Origin of the sequence: Enterovibrio paralichthyis (assembly GCF_019209835.1) — a bacterium.
Classification (GTDB): Bacteria; Pseudomonadota; Gammaproteobacteria; order Enterobacterales; family Vibrionaceae; genus Enterovibrio; species Enterovibrio paralichthyis.
On record NZ_JAHUTS010000006.1, the window covers coordinates 207,597 to 220,793 of the forward strand.

Here is a 13,197-nt window from a genome sequence, read left to right on the forward strand (position 1 = left end):
GTAACTCCTGGAATAGAGCCAATTAAATAGGAAACTCAAAGCGGGGATAGGAGTTTCTCATCCTCACTCATGTATTTCTGCATCCAATTACATCTCATGAATGTGATTTCGTATCCAACTCAAAGCTACTGTTTTCCGACCAGAGCTCTATGATGGAGTTCTACGAGTAGAAATTCACTCCCATCAAGAGGCAAACGGACATGCTCACCTCAGATCAAATAAACGAATTTATTCAAACCAATAACCTCAACAGCAGCGTGGTTTGCCTTCATTCCGCATACAAGTCGTTTGGGGGTGTGGATGGCGGGCCGGAGACGATTATTGACGGTTTTCTGGGCAACGACTGCACCATGGTGTGCCCCGCATTTTTCTATGAATCGAGAACCTTCCCTCCCACAGCCAACTACCAGAACAACGGTGTGGATTACGCAAAAGTGCCTGAGATGCGTTGCGTCAATTACCAAGAAAACACTGAGCAGATTGAAGCCTGCATGGGGGCCATTCCAAGAGCCTTGCTGAAGCATCAACGCGCGGTTCGCAGTAAACACGCTGGCGGCTCGTTTATCGTCGCGGGTGACAGAGCCATTGATCTGCTGGAAAGCCAGTCGCACCTTAACGTGTACTCCATTTACAAGAACATCTATCAGTCAGGTAAAGATGCTTACATTGTGCTGGCGGGTGTCGATTTGACGGCTTGTACCCCTGTGCATTTTGCTGAGGAACTCGCAGGCAGAAAGCTATTCAGGCGATGGTCGGTGTTTCATGGTCAAATCGTGGAGATTGAGGAAGGCTCGTGCTCAGAGGGGTTCGGGAATCTGAACGAACAGGTGTCGCACTTGGAAACCGTTGCCAAACTGGGTGACAGCAAGGTGAAAATTTATAAGTTCCGACCCTTTATCGATGCGCTGGCGGCTGCTATCAAAACCCAGCCTGACATCACCCATTGTGCAGATCCTTCGTGTATACGGTGCCAGGATATGGTCGCAGGTGGCCGCAGTGATTTGCGGGTTGCCAGTCGATAAACCCCAGACGGCCTGCCTTATATGCCAAAGCCCATTGTGTTCAATGGGCTTTGTCTGTGTTGATACTTAACGGCACCAATTAACGGATTGCTTTTACCAAACTGTCACAGAAAGCATGGGTCGACAGGTTACGCTGTTTCACTTGCTCATCCATCCAGCCAGTTTTCAACGTATTCACCCAATCTTCCAGCATGTCTTTGAAGCCTTTACTGGCGAGGGTATCTGTCCAGTCAGCGAGTTCGATAACTTCCGTCTTGCCGTGCTCAAATTTCTCGCCCCGCAGAAAGCCATTGAAATGGCACGCTTCATTTTCAAAGCTCATGGAAACGGATTCACACGTTTTACCAAACAGACGGTTCATTTGTCCGTTGTATAGCCGGCCATCTTCTTCCCAGCTCAGATTGATCATCGAGATCTTACCGCCCTGGCGTTGCACTGAAATCTGAACATCCTGCTGATCTAACTTTCCTTGAACGTTCAATGAATCAATCACGTGGATCATGTCGTCAAACACATAATCCTGCGGATCTCCGGGAAGATTGAAGCGGTGCTTGTGCCAGGAAAGCGTGAGCAAGTCTTCACGCTTAATCAAGTCTCGCCAAAGGGGGATATAACGGCGGTTAAAACCCACAAACAGTGGTACAGAATGTTGCTCCGACAAGTCATGAAGCTTTTGGTAGTCGGCAAGACTCAAGGTGGCGGGTTTATCGACAAACACCGGTATTCCGCGCTCCAGGAAATACGAGGCAATGGCAGCATGTGTTTCGCTGCCGGTATGGATCATCACGCCATCAAGGTTCATGTCTACCAGTTCACGATAGTCACAACAGGTTTGCGCTATACGGTATTCTTCTGCAACCTTGGCGAGTTTTTCCGGGTTGCGGGTGCAAAGCACCAGTTCAAGTCCTGCCATCCGTGACAACAAAGGCAGGTAAGCTTTAGTAGCAATATCGCCAAGCCCAATTACCGCGATTTTCATATTCGAATTCCCTCAAAGACTAGAGACTGTAGTCACGCTCAACCTTGGCAATGCGGGTCGTAAAAGTGGCGTACCATTTTTTATGACCAAGCCGTTGGGCTTCTACATGTTCAACATTGTCTTTCCAAAGCTTAATCGCGTCGAGATCCGTCCAATACGAAACCGTGATACCCAGACCATCCCGGGCAGACTCTACGCCAAGAAAGCCAGGTTGCTGTTTTGCCATTTCAACCATTCGTTCAGCCATTTCGCCATAGCCTTCTTCGATATCGGTTCGGATATTAGTGAAAATGACTGCGTAGTAGGGAGGATTAGGGGTTTGAGCTATCTCAGACATGGGGCGCTCCTTAGCCATTTTGCGGTGGCGCAATAACGCCCAGCATACCACTAAACGCGGTATTCACATCTTTAAGCAAACGTCTTTGCTATGGAGATAAACTGTTTTTTCGTCACAAAGTAGCATTGCGGCCAACCTTTTGAGCGCATAGTTTTATATCAGTGCAGTCAAGAGGTTAAGCAATCATGGACAGTAAGGCTATCACCCGGGCGACGCGCAGCGTGCTCGCCGTCATCGCATTATGTTTGGTTTCCTTTTTCTCCGCCGCAGCCGACCTGCCAGTGGTGAAAGTGGGTGTCCTCAAATTTGGCACCATCAATTGGGAAATGGACGTCATCAAGCGCTACAAGCTGGATGAGAAAAACGGCTTTGATCTGGAAGTGATTCCATTGGCCGCCAAAAACGCTTCATCCGTTGCGCTCCAGGGCGGGGCGGTAGATGTCATCTTCTCTGACTGGGTATGGGTAAGCCGTCAGCGCGCAGCCGGAAAAACCTATACCCTCTCCCCCACCTCAGCGACCGCGGGCGGTTTGTTTGCGGCAGCGGAGATAGAGATGTCCTCTCCCTGCGACTTAGACGGCGCAGAACTGGGGATAGCCGGGGGCTCGGTCGATAAAACCTGGTTGATGTACCAAGCCTATTGTAAGGCCACAGAAAACAGGGACATCAGCGCGATCACCGAGCAGCAGTTTGTCGCACCGCCTCTATTAAACAAATTGATGATGCAGCAAAAGCTGCCTGTCGGCATTAACTTCTGGCACTACGGTGCGCGACTCAAAGCAGCTGGGTTTAAACCGGTGATCAGTCTCGATGAGATTGTCTCTGGTCTTGGGATCGACGCGCAGGTTCCTATGCTGGGTTGGGTATTTGATGAAAAGTGGGCGGAGGAAAATCCTAAGTTGGTCTCTGCATTTTTGAATACGTCTGACCAAGCACGGCAAATATTACAAACCTCGGATGAGGAGTGGGACATTATCCGTCCACTGACCAAAGCCGAAAATGATGCTGTGTTTGAAGCATTGAGAAGCGCCTACCGCAGCGGCTTTTCAGGTACATTTGGCGCAGAGCAGCTCAACGCTGCGACCCAGATATTCGATATTCTCGCCAAAGAAGGCGGACCAAAACTGGTGGGGAAATCTTCCACGCTGAGTGATGGCACCTTCTGGATGCCGCAATAGAAGGATCAGCCAGCGCGTGAGTCTGCCAAATTACAAACGCCTGATTTTACCCGTTGCACTTCTGGTGCTTTGGCAATGGTCAGCAGTGCTGATCGCCAGCAGCGATTATCCCACCCCGGTGCAGGTATATCAGGCATTTGTTTTTGAACTGACTCAGGAGCAGATGGTTTATCACCTGGCTATAACGCTCTGGCGCGTCTTCCTGAGCTTTGTTATCTCCATGGTGCTTGGGGTAATTTTCGGCATCATGATGGGACGTTTCCCAAAGCTCAATGAATTGTCTGATCCGCTCCTGATTCTGGCGCTGAACATCCCGGCGTTGGTCACTATTTTGCTTTGTTATCTCAGTATCGGGCTGGTTGAAGCTGCCGCCGTTACCGCCGTCGCACTCAACAAAATCCCCACTGTTGTTGCCATGATCCGGGAAGGTGCGCGCGTGGTGGATAACGATTTGCTCGATGTCGCCAAAGTCTTCCGCCTTCCTCCTTCCAAACGCTTTTTTAAGGTCTTCCTACCCCAGTTATACCCTTACATCATGGCGTCAGCGCGAACCGGATTGTCATTGATTTGGAAAATTGTATTGGTGGTAGAGCTTCTAGGGCGCAGCAATGGCGTTGGCTTCAAGCTGCACACCTTGTTTCAGTTTTTTGATATCGCCGGGATCTTGGCGTACACCTTTGCATTCGTCGCCGTCATCTTTGTGCTCGAAGCACTGATCTTCCGCCCATTGGACAATATCGTTTCCAGGGGGCGGGCATGATATCCATCAAACTCAATATTGAAAGCAAACGCTACCCAAACGGCGAGCCAGTGATCAGCGAACTGCACGGCAAAATCAAAGCCGGCAAAATTACCGCGATTATTGGCCCCTCGGGATGCGGGAAATCAACCTTGCTGAACATGATCGCCGGGTTGGAAACAGCCAGACACCGTGAGATCCGCTTTTCTGATGATGAAAGCGAAAACCGGCCACGTATTGGCTATATTTTCCAGACGCCAAGACTGATGCCCTGGCTGACGACACGTGAAAACCTCGAACTGATCGGCGGCAAAGGTAACCCTGCCATCACTGATCTGCTCGATGCCATGGGTATATTGGATAAGCAGAACACCTACCCCGCAGCCCTTTCAGGTGGGATGCAGCGCAGGGTCAGCATTGCACGGGCATTTGTGTATCAGCCCGATTTGCTGTTGCTCGACGAGCCATTTACCTCGCTCGATGCCCCTACCGCGGATCAACTCAGGCAACTGCTACTGGCTCAATGGCGACAGCAACAATCCACCATGGTGTTTGTTACCCATGACCTGCGCGAAGCAATTTCGCTGGCAGATGAAATCTGGTTTCTCAGCCGCTCGCCAACTTCTGTGGTGCACACCCTGACAGTTATTCAACCACCGGAGCGCCTTATAAGCAGCAACGATGGCAGAGAGTCCATCGATGAAATAGCCTCAGCGCTGCTCGTGAAACACCCCAACTTACTGAGCGGCGAAACCAGCAAGACTACGTAACTTTTTTGCAGATTGGGGTATACTGCTTCTCCTTTCTTATTGCCCGGTGGAATTCATAATGGCAAAGACCCTGACACAGGAACGCATCGACGAAATCCTGAAACTTGACCTTGACCAGCGTTACAAATATCTGGTGAAAGAAGTCGTCGAGAACCGTGAAATCTGGATCCTGACTGACGAGCACGGCTGTGTAATGCTCAACACCGAAGACGAGGATTGTGTTCCTGTATGGCCGAATGAAGAGTTCGCGCAAGAGTGGGCAACCGGCGAGTGGGAACATTGCAAACCAGAAGCGATTGGCCTGAACAAATGGCACAGCCGCTGGACCAACGGTCTGCTGGACGATGAACTGTCGATCGTGGCGTTTCCTAACACCGATCTGGAAGGCGTGGTACTGTTCCCGGACGAGTTTGATTTCGACCTGACCAACCAGGCGAAAAAGCAAAAACGCTAAGCGTTGCGGCGCTGCACCCGCTTTGAAGTAGAGCGGAAAACGTAATAACGGGCATTTCGCCCGTTTTTTTATTGTTTCTCCAACAGCACCATCACTTCTGCATGCTGAGTGTGGGGGAACATATCAAACCACTGCAGGCGTTTAACCGCATATTCCGGCAAACCATCGATGTCTGCTTTCAGGGTGTCCGGATTGCAGCTGGAATAGATGATATGTTGGGGAGCCAACTCCGCCAATTGCGCCACCAGCGCTTTGCCCAATCCGCGGCGTGGTGGGTTGACCAGCACCAGTTCAGGGGCTGTTTGCTGCATTTGGGAGAACTTGGCTGAATCCAATGCATCGAAATCCAGGTTCTTGATACCCATTTCTGCCGCAGAGCGTTTGGCACTGGCAATGGCTTCCGGTTCAATCTCAATGCCGGTGACCGCGTCGGTCACTGATGCGCAATGCAGCGCAAAACCGCCCACGCCACAGAACAAATCCCACATGCGCTTCGGTGCGATCTCTTTTACCCATTCGCGGGCCGTCGCATAGAGTTTTTCCGCCACATCAGGGTTAGTCTGGAAGAAACTTTTCGGACGCACCACCAGCGGCACATCGTTAAACCTTTCAACCAGATGCTGCTCTTCCGTCAGGAAGATTTCTTCATCTCCTTCCAGCCTTGCCATGTGTACCGGTTGCAGGTTAACCGATACCACACGCACTTTCGGGAAGGCTTCTCTCAATCTTGCCAGATTAGCTTCAACACGCGGCATCGCATCGAGGCTTCGCATGACAAAGCGCAGCATAAACTCGCCCGAATGCGCGGCGCGGGTAAGAAGAATAAACTTCAGCTCGCCCTTTTTCTTTAACTTGTTATACGGCGGAATACCGGACGTACGGATCCAATCCTGAAGGTAATCAAGCAGTGCCTGCATGTCTTCGGTGTACAGAGGGCAATGGGTCAGGCTGACCAGTTCATTGCTGGCACCCTGTTTGACATCCGCACCGAGAACCGGCTGATGCGCCGCGCCAAGCACCACCATTTTGGCTTTGTTGCGACAGGCGGTTTCTTCGCTCAATACCGGTGATAACCACTGCTCAGGCAGACGGCTTTCAAACAGGGATTTCAGCGCATTATCTTTGTCTGTAACCTGCTGAGCGTAAGGAACGCCCATCAGTTCACAGGAACGACATTTGTGCTGATCGAAGAATTTGCAATGCATAGAGCTCTACCGCCGAAAGAAAGGACAACCCGAAATCCGCGGTGAAAATCACCCGATTAAGGCAGCCCGGTACCATAGAATAACTTTGTGACGCGTATCATAACTTGCTCCCCCAGATCAGGCGAGGAAAACGCGCCATTTTCAGCGCTGTTATGGCGGTTTTAGCTGTCGAGATATAGGCAGTGGTTGACTCGGGATATCGCAACGCGACTTCGTTTCATTAATCGCCATTTACCGCAATCACTTCGCACCACATCAGTGCATCTTGCTGGCAAAGTCGCACTACAAAGAAGCAAACAGAAAACTCGCCGCTGGAAAAACAACAATTCAACTACCATTTCAGTGCAATTACATCACGTTATTTAACAGTACGTTAAAAGCGCGCCGCACCCACATTGCGCCATGCTGCACCGCTTCTGCGCAGACAGGCACGAATTATGCTTAACACACCACCAGAAATTGCAATCTCATGGACGTAGAGGAATAACAACAGTGGACAATATCAGTAGCGCGATTCAAACGCTGTCCGAAAGCGCAAACACACTTTTTATCTTGATTGGCGCCATCATGGTGCTGGCCATGCACGCCGGTTTTGCCTTTTTGGAGGTTGGCACAGTTCGCCATCGTAATCAGGTCAATGCACTGGCAAAAATCATGTCTGACTTTGGCTTCTCAGCCATTGCCTATTTCTTTATCGGCTATTGGGTGGCCTACGATGTGACCTTTTTCGGCAGCGCAGATGAGTTGGCGCAAGGCAACGGCTATGAACTGGTCAAATTCTTCTTCCTGATGACCTTTGCAGCCGCGATTCCTGCCATCATTTCCGGCGGTGTGGCCGAGCGTGCCAAGTTCACCCCCATGCTGATTGCTGCCGCTACCATTGTCGCTTTTGTTTACCCCTTCTTTGAGGGGCTTATCTGGAACAGCAACTACGGATTCCAGGATTGGCTAAACGAAACCTTTGGCGCCCCTTTCCATGACTTCGCAGGCTCCGTTGTGGTTCACGCTGTGGGCGGATGGATTGCCCTCGCCGCCATTATGATCCTCGGTGTACGTAAAGGCCGTTACCGCGGCGGGAAACTGATTGCCTTCGCACCCTCCAATATCCCCTTCCTTGCGCTGGGTGCGTGGATCCTGACCGTCGGTTGGTTTGGTTTTAACGTCATGTCTGCGCAAACCATGGATGGCATCAGCGGCCTGGTAGCAGTAAATACCTTGATGGCAATGGTCGGCGGCATTGTCACTTCACTTATCGCCGGTAAGAATGACCCCGGCTTCCTGCATAATGGTCCACTGGCAGGCTTGGTGGCTGTGTGCGCAGGCTCAGACTTGATGCACCCGATTGGTGCGTTGATCACCGGTGGTGTGGCGGGCGTATTGTTCGTCTGGCTGTTTACCCAGATTCAAAACCGCTTCCACATTGATGATGTACTGGGTGTCTGGCCGCTGCACGGTATTTGTGGTGTCTGGGGTGGCATTGCTGCAGGTATCTTCGGCTCTGAAGCGCTGGGTGGCTTGGGCGGCGTCAGCTTCATCTCCCAGATCATCGGAACGGTTGCCGGTGTGGTCGTTGCCTTTGTCGGGGGCTGGGTTGTTTACACTGTGGTGGACAAAGTGTCCGGCATCCGTCTTAGCGAAGAAGACGAATACAATGGCGCTGATCTGGCTATCCACAAAATCGGCGCAACATCAGAAGACTGATCGCGCTGAAACACTTTGCTTTGATAAGAGCCTTTCGGGGCTCTTTTCTTTTTGGGATATCTTGGGAGGCGATTCATAGCACAGTGTAAGTTGACTGACCTATCAGCGAACCCGGGCGTTTTCTCCGACATATTTTGAAACATCCATCTGCAGTGAATGAGCTTTAACCCTTTCCCTTTCAATAAATTAGGTTTTTAAATAGAGAACACCTTTTCAGGCAGTATGCGTTGGGTAGTGTGCGGTCCATCCATAGAAAAGCATCAGAAAAATGTTAAAACCACATTGAAAGGATGAACATGTTTAAACAACTCGGATGCGCCACCATGATGCTACTCGCCGGCAGCGCCGCTGCCCAAACCCTTCCTGCTACCAGCCATGCCGTGGTGTATGAAGGTCGCACGGTGAAAGACTACGGAGAGGGCACGGTTGCCTACAACTGGCCCGGCACCACCATCAAAACCCGCTTTATCGGCTCGAAACTCTCGATGAATCTCATCGCCAACGGCGACCACTTTGATGTGGTCGTGAATGGCAAACTCTCCCATAAAATCGTCACCAACGTGGGTAGCCAGCCGCAAACAGTGACTGTGTTCGACAGCAACAGCGAACAGGACGTCACCATTGAAGTGGTTAAACGGACAGAAAACTACGAGTCCATGACCAAGGTTGTTTCCTTTGAACACGACGGCACCTTGCAGGGGATCTGGCAATCCGAACCGCATATCCTGTTTATCGGAGACTCTATCAGCGCAGGCTTTGGCAGTGAATCTGAAAAACGCGAGTGTAGCTGGGAAGAGGTCTATGCTTCGTCGAACGCCCGTCTCGCCTTCCCGCACCGTACCGGCGATGCCCTGGGTGCCAGCATCACCCAAATTTCGTTTTCAGGTTTAGGCCTTATCCGCAACTGGAACGGCAACCAGCCCCATCACAACCTGACCTACTATGCCGATAAAGCCGGTGCCATTTACGGTTTAAATGCCGATTTTGAAGATACCTATCCGGATCTGATTGTGGTGGAAGTGGGTACCAACGATTTCAGTACCGATCCCCAACCCCATGAACCCTGGGCGAATATCGACGAAGTGAAATCCGCCTGGACACAGCGCATGGTTGAATTTGTCACCGATCTGCGTTCACGCTACAACGCGGTGAATATCGTTTTGATGCCGCGTCCGGCGTATCCCTATGACTACATCATTCCCGCAACAGATGAAGCCATCACCCTGCTCAATGAAAACGGGCAGCAAGGAATATACCGTCACACCTTTTCTTCACCCCTTGAAGGTTGTATCTGGCACCCCACGGCCAGTGAACACGCCGATATCGCCAGCAAGCTGGCCGGTTTTATAACTAGCAACAAACTGCTTTAACCCCTTAGCCCACCGACGCAATGCCTCTGTGTCGGTGGGCATTTTTTCGCTAGAATCCCCACAACACGTCATCAATAATCCCGCCATGAAGCTCATCGAAACCCTGATTGAAAAAGACCCCGTCCGTCAGCAAGCATTGAAATGCCTGCAAGCCCTCAACTTACCTCAGGGGTATCTCGCCGCCGGGTTTGTGCGTAATTTGGTATGGGATCACCTGCACCAGAAAACCACCCCGACGCCGCTCAATGATGTGGATGTGATCTATTTTGATCCGGATGAAGCCGACGCGAATAACTGCTTTGCGTATGAAAGAGTGCTGACGGAAAGCATGCCCTCACTGAACTGGCAAGTGAGGAATCAGGCTAAGATGCATCTTCGTAACGGCGATGCACCTTACACAGATGTAGTTGATGCCATGAGTTACTGGCCGGAAAAGGAAACCGCAGTCGCTGTCCGTTTGGTGCCAGATAACGCGCTGGAATGTGTCTCTGCTTTTGGGTTTGGCTCCCTTTTGGCGCTCAACATCACCCCTAACCCCAAACGCGATATCGCCCTTTTCCATCACCGTATCGAATCCAAGCAGTGGCTCACACTCTGGCCTAAACTGCAGCTTCAGGATATGTAACCGAAACGAGTCATCCACGTTGTGAATCCTTAGGTGCTAGACGCTGCCTCCGCCCCTGTGCCGCGTTTACTTTTTGACCTACAGGTCACATTCCTGATCATCTTTGCGACATAAGCTAAAGCGGATTCTCAAATATATTCAGGATGCTATGGAAGTTTTACTGCTCGTCGGCCTTATCGTTATCAATGGCCTTTTCGCGATGTCTGAAATTGCACTGGTGGCTGCCAAAACCAGCCGGTTAAAAAAACTGGCTGAAACCCATAAAGGTGCACTCATCGCGCTTTCTCTTAAAGAGAACCCAACCACCTTCCTTTCTACCATTCAAATCGGCATCACGGTTATTGGCCTTTTAAGCGGTATCGTGGGTGAATCAACCCTGTCCAAACCCTTTGCCGAATTCCTTGTTTCCATCGGTATGCACGTCAAAGTCGCCGATTACTTCTCCACCGCGTGTGTGGTTGTGGGCATTACCTATTTTGCGATCGTGGTCGGTGAATTGGTGCCCAAACGCATCGCCCAGTCCCACGCAGAATCCATTGCCGTGCAAGTCGCACGCCCAATCCAAATCGTCTCCCTGTTGACCAAGCCCTTTGTCTTCGCGCTCAGCTTCTCAACCCAAACCTTGTTGAAGCTGCTCAGAGTGGAAGATCAGAACGAAGATGCGATCACCGAAGACGATATTCAGGCCATGCTGAGTGAAGGTTCTCAATCTGGCGTGATTGAACCCCGCGAGCAGACCATGATTGGCAATATTTTCCATCTCAATGACCGCTTGGTTAGCTCGCTGATGACCCCGCGCCGCGATATCCATTCACTCGACATCACCCAGCCAATTGAGCAGGTCATCAACCGCATCCGCAGCACCAAGCACAGTGTGTTCCCGGTTTGTCGCGGCAATCTGGAACACGTTATCGGCACCGTTTCATCCAAGCTGCTGCTCAACCACGCCAACGATCTGTCCATCACCACCGTGGTTAAACTGCTCAAGCAGCCGGTTTATGTACCCGAGTCGATGAAAGGGCTGACCTTGATTGACTACATGCAGCGCAGCGGCGCTGAAATGGCTTTTATTGTCGATGAATATGGCGATATCCAGGGGTTGGTGACCCATTACGATTTACTCGAAGCGATTGCGGGAGAGCTGTCACTGTCACCACAGGATTTATGGGCCAAAGCCCTGCCGGAAGGTGGTTGGGAAATGGATGCCCTGATCCCGATGAATGAGTTCAAAAGCCGCCTTGGTATTTCCGCACTGGAAGGGGAAGAACAGGAAGGCTTCCAGACCCTGAACGGCATGCTATGTTGGCTGGCTGAACGGGTTCCCGGAGAGGGAGAAGTGCTTAACCACCAAGGCTGGCAATTTGAAATCCAGCGGGTTCAACACCACCGCATCGACAAAGTGAAAGTCACGCCGGAAGAGCCCGTCGACGTGTGATTTCTCAGGGATGGGAAAGAAGATATCCATCACGTTGCTTAAGAATCAGAAGGATAAGTACGTCATTTTCCGAACTTTGTGTCACGTCAAGTTTATTTCTGTGTAATAAATTTATAACAAATCATTCGTACCGTTCCTTCGGTACGAATGTCCATCGCACCTCGTTGGGTGACACCGGTGGATACCCAAAACGTTCACTTAAGTGACTTCACAGAAAAATGGAAACAGGACAAAAGGGAAATAAGATGAACAGCGTGAAACTCTCCGTCATAGCTGCCAGCACCCTTCTGCTGGCTCAAACTGCCAATGCAGAAACACTCCGCCTGCTGACATGGGGTGGCTATGCGCCACAAGAAGTGATTGATCAGTTCGAGGATGAAACCGGTATCGAGGTGAAGGTCACCAAGTCCAACAACGAGGACATGATCTCCAAACTGCGCGCAACCCGTGGTGCAGGTTTTGACCTGGTTCAGCCAAGTCAGGACAGGATTTCCGGCGCCCAGCGTGATTTTGATATCTACCAGCCGATCGACCTGAGCAAAATCGACACCAGCCTGCTGATCCCTTCTATGCTGGAAGCCACCAAAAAGAACACCGCACTCAACGGCGATGTCTACGGTGTGCCGCACATCTGGGGAACCAGTGGACTGGTGGTAGACACCAAAACCGCCGCTGGCATCAAAGACTACACCGATCTCTGTGACGCAGCGTACAAAGGCAAAGTGTCTTACCGCCTCAAGCGTCCAACCTTGATTGGTTTTGCTTTTGCCATGGGTGAAGACCCCTTTGCAGCCTACAACGACCCCGCCAAGTACCAGGAAATTCTCGACAAGGTGCAGGCAAAACTTATCGAGTGTAAGCCAAACGTGAAAGCCTACTGGTCAGGCGGCGATGAGCTTCTGAACTTGGTTCGCTCCGGCGAAGTGGTTGGCGCAATGGCATGGGATGCGGGTGGCTGGAAAGTGAACCGAGACAACCCGGATATCAACTTTGTGGCACCGACTTCCGGCGCACTGGGCTGGATTGATACCTTCGCCATTCCAAAGAAATCCAAGGCGGTAGACGCTGCTTACCAATGGATAAACTTTGTAAACCAGCCTGAAATTGCTGCCAAGATCACCGAATCGGCCGGTAACTTTACCGCGTCAAAAGGTGCGGACAACTTTGTGAACGACACAGCGAAAACCCAGTTCCAAACCAGTTTCCCGCAAGCGGCTATCGACAACATCAAGTGGTACCCAACGGTGCCTGCCGGTCTTGAAGAAATGGAAGGACTGGTACTGGATCGCGTCAAAGCCGCGAACTGATCACCACCAGCAACACTCAACGGCCTGTGTTGAATCAGGCCGTTGTCTCTTTTTAGACAGGCACTTTTTCCTTCA

13 protein-coding genes are annotated in these 13,197 nt (G+C 51.1%); 10 read left to right on the forward strand and 3 right to left on the reverse strand.

What is annotated here, in order from left to right:
- The first annotated feature begins 200 nt into the window (after positions 1-200).
- Positions 201-1,022 carry an AAC(3) family N-acetyltransferase gene (locus tag KU854_RS09945; protein WP_218358374.1) on the forward strand — a complete coding sequence of 274 codons (822 nt, stop codon included), beginning with the start codon at positions 201-203 and terminating at the stop codon, positions 1,020-1,022.
- A gap of 79 nt (positions 1,023-1,101) precedes the next feature.
- Here the strand turns inward: KU854_RS09945 and KU854_RS09950 are convergent, their stop codons facing one another.
- Together KU854_RS09950 and KU854_RS09955 are read right to left on the reverse strand one after the other, a co-directional pair.
- On the reverse strand, positions 1,102-2,001 hold the full coding sequence (locus KU854_RS09950; RefSeq protein WP_218358376.1) for a Gfo/Idh/MocA family protein: 900 nt from the start codon (positions 1,999-2,001) through the stop codon (positions 1,102-1,104).
- A 19-nt stretch (positions 2,002-2,020) separates the two neighbouring features.
- A complete protein-coding gene (locus KU854_RS09955) occupies positions 2,021-2,338 on the reverse strand; it encodes an antibiotic biosynthesis monooxygenase family protein (RefSeq protein WP_218358378.1) in 318 nt (105 codons plus the stop codon).
- 185 nt (positions 2,339-2,523) lie between these two features.
- On the opposite strand from KU854_RS09955, the gene KU854_RS09960 reads away from it, so the two are divergent.
- The 4 genes from KU854_RS09960 to KU854_RS09975 are packed head-to-tail and all read left to right on the forward strand — an operon-like array spanning position 2,524 to position 5,479.
- Positions 2,524-3,516 (forward strand): ABC transporter substrate-binding protein, encoded by a 993-nt coding sequence (locus KU854_RS09960; RefSeq protein ID WP_218358380.1) that lies wholly within the window; start codon positions 2,524-2,526, stop codon positions 3,514-3,516.
- A gap of 16 nt (positions 3,517-3,532) precedes the next feature.
- Positions 3,533-4,276, forward strand: coding sequence for an ABC transporter permease (locus KU854_RS09965; protein ID WP_218358382.1), 744 nt, complete (start codon positions 3,533-3,535; stop codon positions 4,274-4,276).
- Complete coding sequence (locus KU854_RS09970; RefSeq protein ID WP_218358383.1) at positions 4,273-5,025, forward strand: ABC transporter ATP-binding protein; 753 nt, start codon at positions 4,273-4,275, stop codon at positions 5,023-5,025. The genes KU854_RS09965 and KU854_RS09970 overlap by 4 nt, the downstream gene beginning before the upstream one ends.
- A gap of 58 nt (positions 5,026-5,083) precedes the next feature.
- Entirely contained in the window at positions 5,084-5,479 is a 396-nt protein-coding gene (locus KU854_RS09975; RefSeq protein WP_218358385.1) for a DUF2750 domain-containing protein, read from the forward strand.
- 68 nt (positions 5,480-5,547) lie between these two features.
- Here the strand turns inward: KU854_RS09975 and rlmC are convergent, their stop codons facing one another.
- Positions 5,548-6,684, reverse strand: a complete 1,137-nt coding sequence (gene rlmC / locus KU854_RS09980) for a 23S rRNA (uracil(747)-C(5))-methyltransferase RlmC (RefSeq protein ID WP_218358386.1) — start codon at positions 6,682-6,684, stop codon at positions 5,548-5,550.
- 492 nt (positions 6,685-7,176) lie between these two features.
- Between rlmC and KU854_RS09985 the strand changes: the two genes are divergently transcribed.
- The 5 genes from KU854_RS09985 (at position 7,177) to KU854_RS10005 (ending at position 13,122) form a co-directional block, all read left to right on the forward strand.
- Complete coding sequence (locus KU854_RS09985) at positions 7,177-8,385, forward strand: ammonium transporter (protein ID WP_218358387.1); 1,209 nt, start codon at positions 7,177-7,179, stop codon at positions 8,383-8,385.
- Positions 8,386-8,681: 296 nt separating this feature from the next.
- Entirely contained in the window at positions 8,682-9,755 is a 1,074-nt protein-coding gene (locus KU854_RS09990) for an SGNH/GDSL hydrolase family protein (protein WP_218358388.1), read from the forward strand.
- An 85-nt stretch (positions 9,756-9,840) separates the two neighbouring features.
- Positions 9,841-10,380: a nucleotidyltransferase family protein gene (locus KU854_RS09995; protein WP_218358389.1), complete on the forward strand. Its 540-nt coding sequence runs from the start codon at positions 9,841-9,843 to the stop codon at positions 10,378-10,380.
- A 148-nt stretch (positions 10,381-10,528) separates the two neighbouring features.
- Complete coding sequence (locus tag KU854_RS10000; RefSeq protein ID WP_218358390.1) at positions 10,529-11,815, forward strand: hemolysin family protein; 1,287 nt, start codon at positions 10,529-10,531, stop codon at positions 11,813-11,815.
- A 245-nt stretch (positions 11,816-12,060) separates the two neighbouring features.
- Entirely contained in the window at positions 12,061-13,122 is a 1,062-nt protein-coding gene (locus tag KU854_RS10005; protein WP_218358391.1) for an extracellular solute-binding protein, read from the forward strand.
- Positions 13,123-13,197 lie beyond the last annotated feature (75 nt).